This is a genomic window from Lysinibacillus sp. GW823-FHT02G10, from assembly GCF_058797135.1.
Genome location: NZ_JBXAJI010000001.1, coordinates 1,186,564 through 1,204,756 on the forward strand (window position 1 = coordinate 1,186,564; position 18,193 = coordinate 1,204,756).

Genomic DNA, 18,193 nt, shown 5'->3' on the forward strand with positions numbered 1-18,193 from the left:
ATTCATAATTCGTGTCATCTTTGATTACTATAAAGATAACAGTAATGGTAGTAAAAGGGAGGACATGGTTTGGTAAAAAAAGTGCTGTTATTCGGGGATATTGGCATTGATGATACGGTGGCATTGATCTATGCACGGCTTAATCAAGAAATAGAAATTGTGGGACTCGTTGCAGATTATGGCAATGTATCGCGAGAGGATGCGGTATCCAATATTTATTATGTCATGAAATTGTTCGACTTCCCTCAAGGAATTCCTGTGATTTTAGGAGCAGAAGTACCCTTAACAGGAGAGCAGCCGACCTATTACCCAGAAATTCATGGTAAACGAGGACTTGGACCCATCATTCCAAATGATAATCACGAATTAAAAATTGAGAACTTTTTTGAAATCGTCAACATTATTGAAAGGTATAAGCATGATGAGCTAATTATTGTCAATATTGGGCGATTAACCTCACTAGCCACGATGCTTATCCTTTATAAAGAGCTTATGAAAAATATCAAGGAATTTTATATTATGGGTGGAGCATTTTGGGTGCCAGGTAATGTAACGACAGTGGCTGAAGCGAATTTCCATGGTGATCCCTTTGCCGTTAATATTGTGCTTACCTATGCAACGAATGTGACAATCATCCCTTTAAATGCGACACAAAAGGCCATTGTCACACCTGGGATGGTGGACTATATTGACTCCTTTGGCAAAACAAAAATTCTAAAGCCCTTAATGGAATACTATACACGTTTTTATAAAGAACGGGACCCCTCACTTCTAGGAAGTCCCGTGCATGATGCGTTAACACTAATGGCAGTTATTTATCCTGACATGTTTATTTATGAGTCCTATCCTGTAACCGTTGTCGACAAGTTAGAAGGACCTGCAAGGGGGCAAAGTATTGCCGAGACAAGACCTTATGAAAATAATAATGGCGAAAAAAAGCATCGTATTGCCTTTGATATTCATTATGAACATTTTTTCCAAAACTTTTTATCGGTTATGACAGGGCAACCATTTCACTAGTTATTCAAAAACACCATCTCTTAAAATTGTAAAATCAACATGGACATTTACCTTCATGTCTTTATATATTTTTTGCCATTTATCCTTTGTTAGCTTAGAATGTCTTACTTCGCTTCGATATTTCTCACCAAAGCCAAAGATATCAGACTCAACTTCCTGACTATGAGCAATCACTCTACGTATTTCCTTTGACAATTTTTTCTCGATTGCTTTTTCCAGTGCCGCCACACTTTTTGGGTCCCCTTGATTGATATCAGGGTACACCTCTAATACTCTCGATTTGATTTTGATGTTCAGGTCAAATGTTGGCGTATCCGCATCAACTAACATCATTTCTCGTTTCGACTGGATTGCATCAAAAGCTACCGTTATTTTATTGGCAGGCTTTTGAAGAATTTCGGAAGGTACATCTTCGTTTTCCAGAACGGTTTCATATAAACCTACTTTAAAGGTATCTCTGACAATCTTTACGTAAAAGCTATCTTTTGCTGGAAGGGTACTGACCATTTTGCTGCCTTTAAAAAGTGCTATCCCACTTAATTCCACCAGCTCGTCATCTCTTTTAATAATAGGCATGGCAAATTCTTTTCCAGATGAATAATAATCATGGGCAATTTGATGAAGTGTAGAGGAAATCATATATTCCTGCTTGACATTTTGTTCAATCAACCTAAAAATATGCTGCCCAATATCCTCAATATTTTGATATTCGTATTTCAGTAATGTTTCTGTTTCACCTTCCACAATAGCCATAAAGATTCCATTGCTGACACTAGCATTTTCTAGGTTTGTATCAATATAATAGCGAAGGTCTTTTTTTGCCAATTCCTCTCCAAATAGGATGACTCTCATTTGACCAACCATGATTTTTTTCGAAAGCTTACGATTGGCTTCCATCCGATTTCCTTTACTCGTATCGTTTTCTGTAGACAGAACTTCCACATTGCTTTGAAATTCGGGGTTTACTTCACGAATAACAGCTGTTGTCTTTATTTTATCCTCTGTTCCTACATCATAGCCGACTAAAGTAGTTAATCCAACTTTATCCAAAATATTGGTTTGTGCACATCCATATAAAAAAACAAAGGATAGAAGAATCATCCATCTTACTCTAAGTTTATTCATTCTTTTTCACCTTCTTTGATGCGAAGTTCTTCTTTAGTCGTGCTATTGGCCAAAGTAAAATAGGGTAGACAAAGATTACGTAAAATGCAATCTGTCCAAACACCGTGTTAATTGTATTAATCTGTGTCCGTGTTTGAACCAATAATGTTCCAATTAAAACGATGAATGAAAAGAGCCAAACAAATGTCTTTTCACTTATCGGGAATAAACGAATTGCTCCGCGGTACGCAGCCCATAAGTATAGACATAGATTCGGTAAAATGATTAGCATCCAAAAACAAACCGCTACAAATTCAAAGCGTTCCATAAAGGGGAAGCTAATAAAACTAAATAATGTCAAGGTTGCCCATATCGTTTTCAATAGCTTGCCCTCACTATAATAAGCAATGGACACCAGCATCACGGCTAAATAGATGATGGTTGTAACTAATAGTCCTAAATGGACAGGTTTTCTGATTTTTTTCTTGTCTTTTACAAAGGGGTAAATCACGTTTAGAATTTCAAAGCCGATAATCGTAAAGGTCATTGATTGTGCCCCTTTTAAAATGGAGCGAATATCATTTTCTAAAATAGGGAGAAGACTATCTACTGTAGCGTATTCCATCGGAAATACTAGCATTGGGAAAATCCATAAGGAGAGAATGATACTAAAAAAAGACACGCCTACAATGACACGAAGCCCTCCCGTAAAGGCATAAATAATAATAATTAATAAAGTTGCGGATAGGAACCAGGTCTCGATGCTAGGAAAAATCCATGCTTGTATAACTTCAATATAATTTCGTAAAACAGAAAAGAACGCTACGGAGCAATAGATGACATAAATTGCATTTAAAAAATTGCCAATCCATTTGCCAAAAATATCAATTTGAATTCCGTAAAGATCATCAGAGCCGTAAATTTCTAACGTTTTAATCATACAAAACGTAACAAGATGTGTGGCAATCCCAGCCAGTAGAACAGAAATCCATGCATCCTGTCTAGCATCCTGATAGATAATGCGTTGAAATCCCTGTATACCAACCCCAATTTGAGCACCGTGTACCACAAAAAAAAGCAAATAAGCATTAATCATATCTTTAGGGCTAAGTTGTATAGGTTTTGCCATTTATTTCACCTTCAGTTCAACTTTTATCAGGTTTCACTGGCTCTGGCACAAATTTATGTTCATCCTTTGGTCTTGTCAAAGCAGGTCTTTTTGATGTTAATGGGACAGGCATTCTAATAATACTATCCCGCATTTCCTTCAACCTCGGTGGATAGAAGGGAGACATATACGGAGCACCCAAGCTTGACTGACGTAACAAATGAATCAGAATAAAACAAAAAGCCAACATGATACCATAAAAACCCCAAAATCCTGCAAGTATAATAATAGGGAAGCGAATAAGACGAATCACATTGCCCATCATATAACTTGGCGACGTAAAAGAGGCTAGAGCACTTAACGCAATGATAATCAGCAATATATTACTGGTAATCCCTGCCTGTACAGCTGCTGTTCCAATAACGATACCACCAACGATACCGATTGTTTGTCCAATTTTAGTTGGTAATCTGGCTCCTGCTTCTCTCAGTAGTTCAATAATAAATTCCAGCAGCAAAGCCTCAAATATGGGCGGGAAAGGAACTAAAGCCCTTGATTCACTTAATGGTACGAGAAAGGCTTGTGGAATCACTTCATAATGAAAGGTAAGAGCTGCCACATAAAATGGTGTTAAATAAACAGATAAAAAGAAGGCAGCCAGTCGTAATAAACGAAGAAAAGTAGCAATTTGCCATCTTAAATTTTGATCTTCTTGACTTTGAAAAAACTCAGTAAATCCTTGAGGGGAAACGATAGCCATTGAACTACCATCTACGAGAACCCCAATTTTCCCATCTAAAATGCCATCACAAAATCTGTCAGGTCTTTCTGTCAATAGCATTTGTGGAAAGACAGATAGTGAATTATCATCAATCATTTCAGCTAATACGGCACTATCGATAAGCTCATCGATATAAAGATCTTTGATTCGTTGACGCATTGTTTGAACCATTTGATCATTGGCAATGCCACGCATATATAAAAGAGAAACAGAGGTACTTGTCCGTGTACCAATTTTTATTTTTTCATTACAAAGATTAGGACTCACTATGTAGCGACGAATCAAGGAAATATTGGTAGATAGACTCTCATTAAATCCAACCTGTGTACCAATTACCTGCGATTCATTCTCAGGCGCTGACAATGCTCTAGACTCTCTGCTAGCGATATTGGCTAAAATAGTCTGCGGGAAGCCACCTATGTGAATCACAACATGACCATTGACCATCAATTCTACGGTTTCCCTTAGTAGACTGGATTGACTGACTTCTGCAATAGAAAGGGCCATCTCAATTGCCTCGGGTGTATCGTGAGGCTTCCTCTGTAAATTAGCAATAATATCATTATTTAAAGTCTGATCATCGATCAAATTATCGATGTAAATAAGAGTGACGTTTGGTGGAAGAGATTTAACGATTAAATCTGCCGGATTATTAGTAGCATTTTTAATCGATTGAATAAAATGATCTGTGGCATGTGCAACTCTCACAAGATTTTCTTTAGGCGCCTCTTGAACTGGTTGTTGTTGTTGTTTGTTGAAAGGTAGTTTAAATTTCATAGTAAATGGTAGGCTCCCTTCATTGCTAACTTCGTTTATAGAATAGGCTTTAAAGGGGCATTCTATACTTATTTCAGTTATTTTCATCATGTAGACATATCTAACAAATAACGGTAATATAATAGTAATCTTAAAAACAGAAGGGAGATTAGCTTTTTTATGCTAAAACTAATTATCGCAAATTAAATTCAATGAATTTAATAAAGGGGTTATTCTATAATTTTTTTTAAAATTATAGGGTCTATTTAGTAATGCCCTTTTGCGATAAAAGAGAAGCATAATGATGTCTAATCCACAGTTATATTTTGTATAACAAAGGACTTTATGAGCTTGTTCTCATAGGGTCTTTTTCTGTTTTTAGGAGGTGATGATTCCCACAAAAATTAGCGATTGAAACATAAAATAGGAGGGAATAGACGTGGCAAAATATGAATTAGTTAGTGATTATCGTCACAATGAAAATTTAAAGGCAAGTTTTAATGATTTAGCAATGAAAACATTTGGTTTGGACTTTCGAGGCTGGTATAACAAAGGCTATTGGAATGACCAATATATTCCTTACTCATTTGTACAAGCAGGAAAAGTAATCGCGAATGCTTCTATTTATAAGATGTCGATTCGCGTAAATGGTGAGCGATTAAAGGGAATTCAGATTGGTACAGTGATGACGGATGAACATTATCGTCATCAAGGCTTGGCAAAGCAGTTGATGCTGCATCTCATGAAAGAGTACGAAGATGCCTGTGATTTCATGTATCTCTTTGCCAATGAAACAGTACTAGATTTTTATCCGAAGTTTGGCTTTACGCGAATCCATGAAAGTGAATACAGCTTAGATCTTACCACAAGACCTATTCAGCCAAAGCAGACCAGCGTCCAACAGCTGACAATTGAGCAGAATCTAGCACTTCTTGAAGAGTATGCAAAAAATCGTTATATCCATTCTAGTATGATTGCTGTTGAGGAAAATGAAAGTTTATTAATGTTTTATTTTACGTTAGTTTTCCCTCATGCTATTTACTATTTAGAAGAATTTGACACAATAGTATTAATGGAGGAGGAGGAAGGGGTATTAAATATTTATGATATCATCTCTTTACAGGCAACCAATGCAGAGACTGTATTAGCAAGCATTATTAAGGATACAACAAAAAAAGTAGTATTCTATTTTACACCTGACTTTTCAATCGAAGGCATGACAGCCACCATCACCACAAATGATGACGATGCCTTATTCATTCTCTCGAAAAAGCCCTTCTTACAAGGGCACTTTATGTTTCCGTTAACATCCCATTGCTAGGTTGGGTTTCAGAAGGCTGTATCGGAGCGTTGTGAATTAAAGAATGAGCGCGTTTTTGAATAAAATATGAGCGACTCCTGTCCCCTTTTCCTTTACCAAAACAGACTTTTTTAATTGACACTATAAATATTGGGCAATTCTCTATAGAATGGTATATATAAAGTAATTTTACTAGGAGGAAAAAATGTATACAGTTGGAGTCATTGGCCCTAATTCATCTGTAGAGCGCATCATTCAATTAGGCAAAGAATACGAAATGACTATGAATTTCGTAGCATTTCCCTATCATGATTTTCATGAAACCGTAAATATCGTAAAGGATAATCATCACGCTGTTGATGCATGGTTTTTTTCTGGCCAAATTTCGTATATGGTTGCGAAAAATACGTTACAATCAGGTGAAAACTTAGTTTATATTCAACATACTGAATCCGGCATTTATAAATGTCTATTGCATATGGGCTTTTATCAGGGAGAATTTTTGAACAAGGTAAGCATTGATGAAATCACGACTTCACACTTGGAGCAAGCCGTCAAACAGCTAGATTTTGCGCCTAAAGAAATCTATGTGAAAACCTTTGATGTAAATACCAGTACAAAAGAATTAATGGATTTTCATATCGACTTATGGAATCAACAAAAAACAGCAGGTGCTTTGACTTGCTTTGAAGCTGTTTATCGCGGGCTGAAAGAGGCAGGTGTCCCTGCTTATCACATTTCCACTACAGATATGGAAATCCGCCAAACATTACGAATACTGGAAGAAAAACTCAGAGCCTTCTATTTTAAGGATACACAGATCGGTGTGCAAATTATCGAAATCGAACATTTTGATAAAATCTCTGAAAAAGCGAAGAGTTCCTATCATTTACAGTATTTAGAATTAAAATTGAAGGAAACGTTATTGCGATTTTGTGAGCAACTAGATGGCTCCTTGTTAGAAAAAGGAAATGGTCGCTATATCATTTTTAGTTCGAGAGGAGCCATTGAACGTAAAATCAAGGATTTACAGGATACCATCTATCAGCTATCACATGAATCCCATACAACAGTCACTGTCGGAATTGGCTATGGGGTAACCGTTCACTCTGCGGAAATCAATGCGCAGCGAGCCATCCAGCTCTCCAAGGAGAAATCGGAGCAACCAATTGTGATTGTCCAAGAAAATGGAACGATTACTGAATCGGCTGGTGAAGAAGATGAAGTGAGCTTTTCATACCGTATTAATGATGACATTTTATTAGAGAAATTAAAAAAAGCAAAAATTAGTTTAAAAAATTACAGTAAATTATACACACTTATTAAAAAAATGAATTGGCAGGAATTCACCATTAAAGATTTAGCAGCACATCTCTATTGGGATGAAAGTAATGCTAGACGCATTTTAGCCAGTTTATGTGAGGTTGATCTCGTCGAATACACAGGGAAAGACGCACAAATATCCAGAGGACGACCAAGTAAAATTTATCGTTTGAAATAACCATCTAAGTGAGATGGTTATTTTTTTTGTAAAAAAAGTGTTGAAAAATTCAAACGATTAAAATAAAATCATTTTAAGGTAAACACCTTTTAATAACCTTTAATTAATGGTGCATGAAAAATGTGTGCAATGTTTCATCATCTAGAAAGGAGCACAATCTATATTAGTCACCTACACTACATTGCACTGCAGAGTAAAATATGTAAATTTTTTCTGTCAAAACGTCATTTTATTGAAGCGTCCAAATTAAAAGGGTCATACCAATATTCTCTTTTCAGAGAGGGGAACATTCATGAGTCAAGAACAATATTTGAAAAAGAAAATGGGGTTTTGGTCACTTACAACATTATCTCTAGGGGGAATAATAGGATCTAGTTGGCTCTTTGGACCATGGGTAGCTGCTAAATTAGCAGGCCCGGCAGCCATACTTTCTTGGATTATTGGTGCGTTTGTTATCACACTCATAGCGCTTGTTTATGCTGAATTAGGTAGAGTAAAACCTGAAACAGGAGGCCTAGCAAGATATCCGCTTTATTCTCACGGAAAAATGCTTGCTACCGTTACTAGTTATTCAATCTGGTTTGGCTATTGTGCTACAGCTCCCGTAGAATCATCAGGTGTTATTCAATATGCCAATCAGTTTTGGCCAGGGTTATATGATGTAGGAAAAGAACAACTGACAACATCAGGTATTCTTGCAGCGATGGTTTTAATGATATTCTTTGTTGTTTTCAATTATTTTGGGGTGAAATTATTCGCAGTCACGAACAATATCATTACAACAATTAAGTTTATAGTCCCTGTACTAACAATCATTGCATTTTTTATGACAGGCTTTCATCCAGAGAATTTTTCAAGCCAAGGATTTGCACCAAATGGCTATAGCGCTGGTTTAAGTGCCATTTTAACAACCGGAATATTTTTTGCTTATACTGGGTTTGGCAACGTCATCATGATGAGTGGGGAAGTCGTCAACCCTAGAAGAAATATTCCACTTGCCCTCATTACATCATTAGGTGTTGCGGCAGTATTATATGTGTTACTTCAAATTACATTTATCGGCGCAGTTCCAACAGAAATGTTAGCGAATGGTTGGAGTGGCATTAAATTTGATTCACCATTTGCTAATTTAGCAATGATGGCTAATATGGTTTGGCTATCTTGGATTATTACAGCTGATGCGATGGTTTCGCCAACAGGTTCAGCTCTTACTTATACAGCTGGTACGTCAAGACATGTATTTGGTATGGCGAAAAGTGGATTCCTACCATCTTATTTTGGAACAATTAATAAAATATTCGGTGTTCCAACACGTGCACTTGCACTCAATTTCCTAGTAGGATTATTATTTTTATTCCCACTGAAAAGCTGGACAGCTATCGTTGCGATTGTAGGAGCTATCGGTATTTTTAAATATGCTTCAGCATGTGTAACGGTTATGGTTTTCCGTAGAGTAGGTCTGACAAAAAATAATGGGCTACCTGGTATGCAATTCATTGCGCCAATGGCATTCGTTTTTGCCACACTGCTTATTTATTGGACAAATTGGAGTAAGGTACAGCTAGCCATTACTGGATTAATAATAGGTATTGTTTGTTATTTAGTAATTTTCTTTATTCAAAAACACCAATCAGTTGAATTTTTTGGTGGTATCTACATTATTATTTATATTTTAATGCTTGTATTGATGTCTTTCTTAGGGAATTTCGGTGGGAAAGGTATCATTCCTGACCCTTATATGTCCGTAATTGTCGCTATATTTGGCTTAGCCTTTTACTATTTTGCTGTTTACAATGGTGTCTGGTATATGCGTAAAAGAGGAAATATTGAGGAATTACAGGAAAGCATTTCTGAAATATCATAACGTTTAATAGATTGATTGAAGGAGAATGAATGATGAAGCTTTGGGGCGGTCGCTTTAGAAAAGAAGAAAACAAATTAATGGAAGATTTCAATAGTTCATTAAAGGTGGATCAAAGACTTTACAAAGAAGATATTAAAGGCAGTATTGCCCATGTCCATATGCTAGTACAATGCAATTTATTGACTGAGAGGGAAGGACAAGGTATTGAGAATGCACTTCTTTCCATTTTAGAGGATATTGATAATGGCACATTACAAGTTGAAGGAAATTATGAAGATATTCATAGTTTCGTAGAGTCGAATTTGACTCAACGGATCGGTGACACAGGGAAAAAACTTCATACAGCGAGAAGTCGTAATGACCAAGTAGCAACAGATATTAGACTTTATGCAAAAAACAAGGCGTTTGAGGTGATTGCCTCAATTGAAGCGTTACAACAGAGCTTAGAACAAAAAGCAAAAGACAATAACGTTATGATGCCAGGATACACACATCTTCAACGTGCGCAGGTTGTAACGTTTCAACATCATTTGATGGCTTATTATCATATGTTAAACCGCGATAAAAAAAGAATTGTGAAAGCGATAGAAATTATGAACGAAAGCCCACTTGGATGTGGAGCATTAGCAGGAACTACTCATGCGATTAACCGTGAGATGACAGCTAATGAGCTAGGCTTCTCTAAGCCTGTAGATAATTTCTTAGATGGAGTAAGTGATCGCGACTATTTATTAGAGTTAATGTCAGATTTTTCAATCATTATGATGCATTTAAGTAGATTAAGTGAAGAGCTCATTTTGTGGAGTAGTCAAGAGTTTAGATTTATTACGATTGATGATGCCTATTCTACTGGCAGCAGTATTATGCCACAGAAGAAAAACCCTGATGCCGCTGAGCTGATACGAGGCAAAACAGGACGTGTATATGGTTCACTGACTTCACTCTTAACAACAATGAAGGGCTTACCACTTGCTTACAATAAAGATATGCAAGAAGATAAGGAGCCATTTTTCGATGCATTGGACACCGTATTATCTTGTCTACAAATTATGTCAAAAATGATTGCTACGATGAAGGTGAACAGTGAAAACATGAAAAAAGCAGTCAAAGGAGGTTTTCTGAATGCAACAGAGGTCGCTGATTATTTAGTGAGCAAAGGCGTTGCGTTCAGAGATGCACACAGCATCGTGGGTTCCATCGTTATTTATTGTGAAGATCATGACAAAGCCATTGAAGATTTAACAATGGATGAATTGAAAGAATTAAGTTCGTTCATCGATGACGATATCTATGACTATATTGACTATCAAAATATTTTAAATAAGGGGATTAAAGTAGGTTTATTATTATAATGAAGCAGGGAAAACGACTTTGTTGAAATGCATGACGGGCTTCTAGGGTGGAAAAAAGGCAAGGCATTCATTGAGGATGTGCCACTTAAGCAATGGAAACGAATCGGTTATGTCCCACAAGATCATAAAAGGTAGCAGAAATTGAAGACAAACACATTGTTCAATTACAAAAATGTGTTTGTCTTTTTATCTATTTTTCTATTTTTAATATTAAAATTCAAAAAATCTACAGTCTGAGGTTGAGAAATTAATTGTTCACACCATATCTTCTACATTTAAATATTTTGTTTCACAGTAATAGCCTTTGCCACCAACATAAACTTTTTCTATTTCATTCTTGCTATTGGTTGCTAATTTCACTAATATTTCGGAAGGAGAGTGTAAAGAATAACCTTGTTCAAATACATAGACTTCTTTTTGCAAGTGGTGCTGTTCATAAAGGTAGCAGGCTAGTGCACCATTTGAAGTTCCAGTTGCCGCTTCTTCATTAATATCGTATAGTGGAGCAAAATTTCTACATATTATTCGATTGTCATTAAACGTATACAGATGCGTCCCGACAACATGATAATACTCGCTGATTTCTTTTATTTTTTCAAAATTAGGTTGCAGTGCATGTAATTGTGTTTCGCTTGTTATCGGAATTAAAATATCTTTTAAGCCAGTGGAAACAATTTGTATTGGGTATTTATTGTCTATATCTTTAATGTCAAAACAATCGATAAAGTCGTTTGGAGCAATAATATCATAGAATATCGGTTTGTTTTGTTCCATGAAAATGATGTCATCTTTTATGGTAATAGTAAGAACACCGCTGTTTGTTTCAATCGTATAGCGATCTTTGAAAAGTTTATTTAAATGCATCAGTATCGTGAAAGCACCAATTGTGGCATGTCCACATAAATCTACTTCTTCCTTAGGTGTAAAATACTCAAATTTATAATCAGCCATTTCCGATGCTGATATAAATGCGGTTTCCGCATAGCCTAGTTGTTTGGCTATGGCCATTTTTTGAGTAGTGGTCAATGTATTTTCATTCAATACCACTCCTGCTTTATTTCCGCCTTGATGATCCTTGCTAAATGCACTTGCAACATAAACGGATATTTTCATAAAACATCTTCCTTCCTCATTTATAGTGAATTGTAGCATAAAAAGAACTACGTAAAAATGTTGTTGGATAAATCTGCTATAAAGCAAGAGACAAACTATTTTAGCAACTTAAATCTCCAAAAGTAGATTGTCTACTGTCTGAAAAACGGTTTAAAGACGCCTTACTTCATCTACTAGGAAGAACGCGAATAGTAGCTGATTCCGTCTTTGTTTTAACCTTTAACGTCAGACCCATGATAATGATGATGATAAATAATAAAGTGAAAAGGGCAACGTCAAATGTATTCGTCATATCCTTGATGACACCAACAAGCATTGGAATGATGCCGCTAATGATATAGCCACCGAATTGAATCATCGCTGTCCATTCACTTGCCTCTTTTGGTGTAGTCGTAGCATCTAAAGGTAAAATCATTGCTAACGGGAATAAACCACCAGCACCGATCCCTGTCAACGTCGCACAGAAAATTGGCGAGATGCCGCCCATAATTAACATCAAAATGCCAATAAAGGAGCTTGAAGCGCAAAGTAGCATCCAAGGCTTTCTCTTGAAACTATTATTTATTAAGATGGGGATGATAAAGCTACAAATCATTTGCATGACAGAAAAAATAGTGACCGTTGTTGCGGCGTAGGCGTCACTATATCCCATATCCTGTACTTTTGGAGCGAGCCATGTCGCGAGGGAATAATAAACGCCAGATTGTAAACCGAACATGACCATAAGGAGCCAAACATATCGGTTTCCCCAAGGTAGTCGACTTTTTTGACCTGTAGATTTCTCTAATGACTCTTGAGAATGCTTGGATTTTTTGATAATTGGAATCCAAACAATAATACCCATAAAAGCAAATACCGACCATATTGCTAAAGCTGCGTTCCATGATTGATGAAAAGCATGCATAGCAGGCACAACTAACCCAGCACTTAATGACGCTCCAATTCCCATACCCGCAGAATATACACCGATCATCGTAGAAGAATATTTAGGAAATTCCTTTTTGATATAGCCTGAAATCAGTGGACCTGTAATAGCAATACCTATCCCACTAAGAATAGCTGTTACTAATAAAAATAAAGGAAAAGTTGCCACTAACCGTAAAGCTGTTGATACACCAATTAATAAAACGGATAGCCCAATCGTCCATTCGATACCCCATCGTTCACTTAGCTTGCCAGCCAATGGTGCAAAAATCCCCATACAAAATACGGGAAGTGCTGTTAATAAACTTACAACAACACTTGTCATCTGCAAATCCATTTGAATATTTTTCAATACCGGCGAGATAGATGTGATCGAAGCTCGTAAATTCATAGATAGTATAAACAAAGAAAAAACGCTCCAAATAATCGGAAAGTTTTTTGATTTCGCCATCACTGAAAACACCTCTTTTAGTTATTATTTGATATACTATAGTTAACTTTTAAATTAAAAAATAAACTATAATTAATCGACTTGTATACTATAATATACTATTTATACAAAGTCAATGGGAGGGTGCGCAGAATGCAGGAGGAAAATATCGACTTATCTGGACAAGTTGGAGGAAATTTACGGGAAATTAGAAAAAGCAAAAGGATGAGTTTAGAGGAGCTGGCGAATGTCAGTAATGTTAGTAAATTGACGTTAGGGAAAATTGAACGAGGGGAAACGAATCCGACTGTCAATATTCTGTGGAAAATTTGTAGAGGGCTTAATATTCCGCTTGTCGCTTTACTATCTTTTGAAGAAAATATAGAGGTTCATCGTTTTGGCTCAGACTACCAATTCGCAGGTCATAATAACGACTGGTTTGTCGATCCATTATTCAAAACAAATGGGACTGAGTGGTTTAGAGGTCGTCTTGAACCGAATAGTGAATACAGCGAGTGTCACCTAGCAGGTTCCGAGGAAATTGTGCTTGTATTAAATGGGCAATTGGAGCTAAAGGTCGGAGAGAAAACCCATCAGCTAAACCAATGGGATGTCATTAAATTCAAGGGTGAAGAACTTCACACGTATATCAATCACTCGGATGAAAAAGTACATTTAATGCTGTCATTAACATATACAACCCCATGATTGTTCTACAATAATCAAGCAGAAGATGATCCTATTTTGGGGAGGAAAAAAATAATTCTGATTATCGATTTCATCATTGTTTATTATTTTCATGAATATCAATAAAAGCTTGTAAAGGATGTGCTATACGCCAATCATTTAAAAGAAGAAATCGATAAAATTGGCATTATAAAAATAAACATTGATAAAGGCAATCCTATATTTATCCCATTCAATCAATCTCAACAATGATTACTTGATATCACAATGAATGAAAGTGTGGACTCTTACTTTGATGGTGAAAATTTCAAAGAATTGTTTACCCTCATTGTCTTTTGACTATATATCATGCGTTTCCATACAAAAATCGTCCTTACTAAGTTAAGTAAGGACGATTTTTTTCTATTTAGATATAACCCCAAATCATACATAATAATGTTCCGAAAATGGTCACGAGCGCAATGATTAAGCCATAATAAATATTGGTATAGATGGCTGGTTTATCATTTGTTTCACCAGCATGCATAAAGACAACTAACTGCAAGCCTGCCTGAATAAATGCTGTGACTAATAAAATAGTCATGGTAATTGGAAAAGATAGATTGAAAAAATATACACATGCCGCAATGATCGTAAGGATTATGGACACACCAAACCCCATGACTTGTTTCATCGGGAATAAATCACTCATGTTACACCATTCCTTTCAAGTAAATGAAGCTGAAAATAAAAATCCAGACCACATCTAAAAAGTGCCAGTATAAAGAGAAGATAAACGATTTATTGGCTGTTTCTGGTGTTAAACCACGTTGGATGAGCTGATAGACGATGAACATTCCCCAAAATACCCCAAAGGTAACGTGTGCACCATGTGTTCCTAATGTTGTTAAAAGGGCAGCCGTAAAGGCACTCGTCTGTAAGCTCGCACCAACATGAATATAGTGCATAAACTCGTAAACTTCAAAACCAATAAATACGACACCGAGTACTAATGTCAAAACATAAAACCATATCATTGCTTTCGTATAGCCCTTACGCATAGCATGTATACCTAAGCCAATGGTAAAGCTACTTGTTAAAAGAATAAACGTTTCAAATAAAACAGGTGTAATTTCAAAAATCTCCGCTCCTGTTGGACCATTCCCAGTACGGTCTACTAAAACAAAATAACCTGCGAATAATGTGCCGAAAAGCATAATTTCAGCACCAATAAACACCCAGAAGCCTAATATATTCAATTGATTTTGCTGAGTACTATATTCTAAAGGAAGTGATTGATCGATTTTCATAATTGACTACCTCGCAATTTCGATTCCGTTGCTTTCACTTTTTCGACAGGTACATAGTGTCCTGGATCTTTTTCCAATGAACGGTGAGCCATGCAGATAAAAATACCAATGGTTGTGAGAATTGTTGGTATCCACATACCAAAAACAAAGGAGAAGCCCCATGCAAAGAAAATACAGCCTAATATGAAAGGTACACCGCTATTATTCGGCATATGAATCTTTTCATATGGCTCTGGGAACAGTTCATGCTGATGATATTTTGCATCCCATAACGCTTCTGTTGAAATCACGTGTGGAACCTTGGCAAAATTATAATAAGGCACAGGGCTTGGTGTAGCCCACTCTAATGTGCGAGCGTCCCATGGATCCGACCCAACATTCCTTGGTGAATAACGAATACTGTAAATAACATTGTAAACAATTAAGATAAAACCAATTGTTAAGCCAATTGCACCGATAAACGAAATCATATTCCACAGCCCGAAACCAGTAGAGGCAGAATAAGTGTACATACGGCGTGCTTGTCCATCTAAGCCAGAGACAAACATTGGCATAAAGGCTAGCAGCGTACTGACGGCAATAATCCAAGCCGTCCACTTGCCGATTTTTTCATTCAACATAAAGCCAAACATTTTTGGCCAATAGTAATGTAAGCCAGCTAGCATAGCAAAGACAACACCAGGAATAATCACCATATGGAAGTGGGCAACCAAGAACATTGTGTTATGGTATTGATAGTCAGCGGCTGACATGCCAAGCATTACACCCGTTACGCCACCTATTGTAAAGGTAGGAATAAATAACATGGAGTAAAGCATTGGCGTTGTAAAAACAATTTTTCCTTTCCAAAGGGTGAATAACCAGTTAAAAATTTTAACCCCAGTTGGGACGGCAATAGCCATCGTTGTAATCGAGAAAATACTATTTGTTAAAGCACCTTGTCCCATCGTAAAGAAATGATGTGTCCATACTAAAAACGAAAGGAAGGAAATGATTACCATGGAGCCGACCATTGATTTATAGCCATAGAGATTGCGTCCTGAAAAAGTAGAAATGATCTCACTGTAGATCCCAAAGGCAGGTAAAATCAGGATATAAACCTCAGGATGCCCCCAGACCCAGAAAAAGTTTGCCCACAGCATATCCATACCACCATCGGATGTTGTGAAAAAATTAGTAGCAAATAGTCGGTCAAAAGTTCCCATCGTTAAGGCAACCGTTAAAACCGGAAAGGCAAAAACGATAATTACGTTTGCTACTAATGAAGACCACGTAAACATCGGCATTTTCATAAGTGTCATGCCTGGTGCTCTCATTTTAAGTATCGTCACAATCATATTAATACCAGTAATTAATGTGCCAAGACCTGAAATCTGTAAGGCAAATAAATAATAGTTTGTTCCTACAGATTGGCTAAATTCATTATTTGCTAGAGGGAAATAATTCGTCCAGCCAGCATCAGGGGAGCCACCTATAACAAAGGATATATTTAGTAGCATGGCCCCCATGAAAAATAGCCAAAAGCTTAGTGCATTCAATCGCGGGAAAGCAACGTCTCTTGCACCGATTTGTAAGGGCACAATATAATTCATAAAGGCCATAATAAAAGGCATGGCCATAAAAATAATCATGACTGTTCCATGTGTTGTGAAGATTTCATTATAATGCTGCGCATCAAGTAATGTATTGTCAGGTACAGCCATTTGGGCGCGCATCATAATCGCATCTGCTCCACCACGGAAAAGCATCAGAAGGGCAGAAATTAGATACATAATACCAATACGTTTATGATCAACGGTTGTTAACCATTCACGCCAAAGGTAGCCCCATTTTTTAAAGTAGGTTAAGCCAACTATAATTGCTATCACCGTCAGTCCAATCGCAACCATCGATGCATAGATAGCTGGGCTTGGATGGGGTATAGCAAATCGTTCGAAGTACTCCATATGACTATGTCTCCTTTTAATTAATGATCGTTTTGTTGAGAAGCATGATCTTTAATGTGTGATGTGCCATGCTGATGTCCACCATTCTCACCCTCAGGGGCTGGCAGGAATGTTAAATGTGTACCAGTGTAGGTTGATTGGCCAACGTGTCCTGGTTCTAGCAACGTATTAAATTTTTCTTCTGTTAATGGTTCAGCTGTTGCTTTTACTTCCTTCACCCAATCATCAAACTCATCCTGAGTCACTGCTGTTACGTTAAACGTATTTTCAGCGAACCCTTTACCATTAAAGTTTGCATTTCTCCCCATATACTCCCCAGGTAGATCCGCAGCCAGATGCAATGTATTCACCATATCGGCCATTGCATATTTTTGACCACCCAGTTGAGGAATCCAGAAACTTGTAATTGGTCCGTAAGAATAAAGTTTAAATTCGATAGGACGCTCTGCAGGAATATACAAATAATTCACCGTTTCAATATCTTCCTCTGGATAGCTAAAATGCCATTTCCAGTTCGATGTTGAAGCATAAATGATTAACGGCTCTTCCTGTTTGTATTTCTCTGGTGTAGATTCCACCTTATAGTTACTTTCAACAGAAATAAAGGATAGGTACGCTACAATTAAAACGGGTATACCTACACAAATGATTTCCACCTTTGTACTCCCTTTAATGTGGGGAGGCTTATAGTCAGGGCTTTGCTTAGATGCACGAAATTTCACTAACATATAAGCTAACAACACAAAAACAATGAGTACGATAAAGGACATAATCCCTATCGAAAGCATAATATCTTTGGCTTGCACTTGAGCTTGAGGTCCTTTTGGATCTAATACTAACAATGGGTCACAGCCTGTTAGCATAGTGACAATAGTGGAAAGACCAATTAATCTGAGCCAACTTTTTTTCATAAACAAACCCCTTTAACTGTTTCATTGAAGTGCTATAGGCTACTACGGGTTTGTATGGAATTCGATTCACAATTGATTTTTATAATAGGGGGACTTCTTTTGAAAGA

General features: G+C 36.8%; 15 protein-coding genes. 6 read left to right on the plus strand and 9 right to left on the minus strand.

Translation table 11 applies throughout. The features are described 5' to 3' along the window. Positions 1 to 69 precede the first annotated feature (69 nt). Positions 70 to 1,020: a nucleoside hydrolase gene (locus tag AC1RFD_RS06215; protein ID WP_054550135.1), complete on the plus strand. Its 951-nt coding sequence runs from the start codon at positions 70 to 72 to the stop codon at positions 1,018 to 1,020. Here AC1RFD_RS06215 and AC1RFD_RS06220 read toward each other — a convergent pair whose 3' ends face one another. Genes AC1RFD_RS06220 through AC1RFD_RS06230 form a run of 3 tightly spaced genes read right to left on the minus strand, consistent with a single transcriptional unit; the run spans position 1,021 to position 4,790 of the window. Then, complete coding sequence (locus AC1RFD_RS06220) at positions 1,021 to 2,145, minus strand: Ger(x)C family spore germination protein (RefSeq protein ID WP_259950753.1); 1,125 nt, start codon at positions 2,143 to 2,145, stop codon at positions 1,021 to 1,023. Next, positions 2,138 to 3,253: a GerAB/ArcD/ProY family transporter gene (locus AC1RFD_RS06225; protein WP_115673591.1), complete on the minus strand. Its 1,116-nt coding sequence runs from the start codon at positions 3,251 to 3,253 to the stop codon at positions 2,138 to 2,140. The genes AC1RFD_RS06220 and AC1RFD_RS06225 overlap by 8 nt, the downstream gene beginning before the upstream one ends. 16 nt (positions 3,254 to 3,269) lie before the next feature. After that, a complete protein-coding gene (locus tag AC1RFD_RS06230; protein ID WP_054550138.1) occupies positions 3,270 to 4,790 on the minus strand; it encodes a spore germination protein in 1,521 nt (506 codons plus the stop codon). Between the two features lie 418 nt (positions 4,791 to 5,208). Between AC1RFD_RS06230 and AC1RFD_RS06235 the strand changes: the two genes are divergently transcribed. The 4 genes from AC1RFD_RS06235 (at position 5,209) to argH (ending at position 10,786) form a co-directional block, all read left to right on the plus strand. Beyond that, complete coding sequence (locus AC1RFD_RS06235) at positions 5,209 to 6,090, plus strand: GNAT family N-acetyltransferase (protein ID WP_492474634.1); 882 nt, start codon at positions 5,209 to 5,211, stop codon at positions 6,088 to 6,090. Between the two features lie 184 nt (positions 6,091 to 6,274). Further along, positions 6,275 to 7,570, plus strand: coding sequence for a helix-turn-helix domain-containing protein (locus AC1RFD_RS06240; protein WP_048392800.1), 1,296 nt, complete (start codon positions 6,275 to 6,277; stop codon positions 7,568 to 7,570). A gap of 292 nt (positions 7,571 to 7,862) precedes the next feature. Next, a complete protein-coding gene (locus AC1RFD_RS06245) occupies positions 7,863 to 9,434 on the plus strand; it encodes an APC family permease (RefSeq protein WP_492474635.1) in 1,572 nt (523 codons plus the stop codon). 29 nt (positions 9,435 to 9,463) lie between these two features. Then, positions 9,464 to 10,786, plus strand: a complete 1,323-nt coding sequence (argH, locus tag AC1RFD_RS06250; RefSeq protein ID WP_492474636.1) for an argininosuccinate lyase — start codon at positions 9,464 to 9,466, stop codon at positions 10,784 to 10,786. 255 nt (positions 10,787 to 11,041) lie between these two features. On the opposite strand, the gene AC1RFD_RS06255 is transcribed toward argH, so the two are convergent. Then, positions 11,042 to 11,899: a PhzF family phenazine biosynthesis protein gene (locus AC1RFD_RS06255; protein ID WP_492474638.1), complete on the minus strand. Its 858-nt coding sequence runs from the start codon at positions 11,897 to 11,899 to the stop codon at positions 11,042 to 11,044. A 166-nt stretch (positions 11,900 to 12,065) separates the two neighbouring features. Further along, positions 12,066 to 13,274: an MFS transporter gene (locus AC1RFD_RS06260; RefSeq protein WP_103118129.1), complete on the minus strand. Its 1,209-nt coding sequence runs from the start codon at positions 13,272 to 13,274 to the stop codon at positions 12,066 to 12,068. A 132-nt stretch (positions 13,275 to 13,406) separates the two neighbouring features. Between AC1RFD_RS06260 and AC1RFD_RS06265 the strand changes: the two genes are divergently transcribed. After that, the gene (locus AC1RFD_RS06265) at positions 13,407 to 13,961 is read left to right on the plus strand and encodes a helix-turn-helix domain-containing protein (protein WP_131520223.1); all 555 of its coding nucleotides are present in this window, start codon (positions 13,407 to 13,409) and stop codon (positions 13,959 to 13,961) included. A gap of 385 nt (positions 13,962 to 14,346) precedes the next feature. Here AC1RFD_RS06265 and qoxD read toward each other — a convergent pair whose 3' ends face one another. The 4 genes from qoxD to qoxA are packed head-to-tail and all read right to left on the minus strand — an operon-like array spanning position 14,347 to position 18,086. Next, a complete protein-coding gene (qoxD, locus tag AC1RFD_RS06270) occupies positions 14,347 to 14,631 on the minus strand; it encodes a cytochrome aa3 quinol oxidase subunit IV (RefSeq protein WP_036079092.1) in 285 nt (94 codons plus the stop codon). 1 nt (position 14,632) lies between these two features. Beyond that, positions 14,633 to 15,229: a cytochrome aa3 quinol oxidase subunit III gene (gene qoxC, locus AC1RFD_RS06275; RefSeq protein WP_048392792.1), complete on the minus strand. Its 597-nt coding sequence runs from the start codon at positions 15,227 to 15,229 to the stop codon at positions 14,633 to 14,635. Beyond that, a complete protein-coding gene (gene qoxB, locus AC1RFD_RS06280) occupies positions 15,226 to 17,175 on the minus strand; it encodes a cytochrome aa3 quinol oxidase subunit I (protein ID WP_048392790.1) in 1,950 nt (649 codons plus the stop codon). The genes qoxC and qoxB overlap by 4 nt, the downstream gene beginning before the upstream one ends. Positions 17,176 to 17,195: 20 nt before the next feature. Beyond that, the gene (qoxA, locus tag AC1RFD_RS06285; protein ID WP_054550145.1) at positions 17,196 to 18,086 is read right to left on the minus strand and encodes a cytochrome aa3 quinol oxidase subunit II; all 891 of its coding nucleotides are present in this window, start codon (positions 18,084 to 18,086) and stop codon (positions 17,196 to 17,198) included. Positions 18,087 to 18,193 lie beyond the last annotated feature (107 nt).

Coding starts and splice junctions, on each gene's coding strand:
- AC1RFD_RS06220 (WP_259950753.1), bottom strand. CDS start 2,145: ATGAATAAACTTAGAGTAAGATGGATGATTCTTCTATCCTTTGTTTTT.
- AC1RFD_RS06225 (WP_115673591.1), bottom strand. CDS start 3,253: ATGGCAAAACCTATACAACTTAGCCCTAAAGATATGATTAATGCTTAT.
- AC1RFD_RS06230 (WP_054550138.1), bottom strand. CDS start 4,790: ATGAAATTTAAACTACCTTTCAACAAACAACAACAACAACCAGTTCAA.
- AC1RFD_RS06240 (WP_048392800.1), top strand. CDS start 6,275: ATGTATACAGTTGGAGTCATTGGCCCTAATTCATCTGTAGAGCGCATC.
- AC1RFD_RS06245 (WP_492474635.1), top strand. CDS start 7,863: ATGAGTCAAGAACAATATTTGAAAAAGAAAATGGGGTTTTGGTCACTT.
- argH (WP_492474636.1), top strand. CDS start 9,464: ATGATGAAGCTTTGGGGCGGTCGCTTTAGAAAAGAAGAAAACAAATTA.
- AC1RFD_RS06255 (WP_492474638.1), bottom strand. CDS start 11,899: ATGAAAATATCCGTTTATGTTGCAAGTGCATTTAGCAAGGATCATCAA.
- AC1RFD_RS06260 (WP_103118129.1), bottom strand. CDS start 13,274: ATGGCGAAATCAAAAAACTTTCCGATTATTTGGAGCGTTTTTTCTTTG.
- AC1RFD_RS06265 (WP_131520223.1), top strand. CDS start 13,407: ATGCAGGAGGAAAATATCGACTTATCTGGACAAGTTGGAGGAAATTTA.
- qoxD (WP_036079092.1), bottom strand. CDS start 14,631: ATGAGTGATTTATTCCCGATGAAACAAGTCATGGGGTTTGGTGTGTCC.
- qoxC (WP_048392792.1), bottom strand. CDS start 15,229: ATGAAAATCGATCAATCACTTCCTTTAGAATATAGTACTCAGCAAAAT.
- qoxB (WP_048392790.1), bottom strand. CDS start 17,175: ATGGAGTACTTCGAACGATTTGCTATACCCCATCCAAGCCCAGCTATC.
- qoxA (WP_054550145.1), bottom strand. CDS start 18,086: ATGAAAAAAAGTTGGCTCAGATTAATTGGTCTTTCCACTATTGTCACT.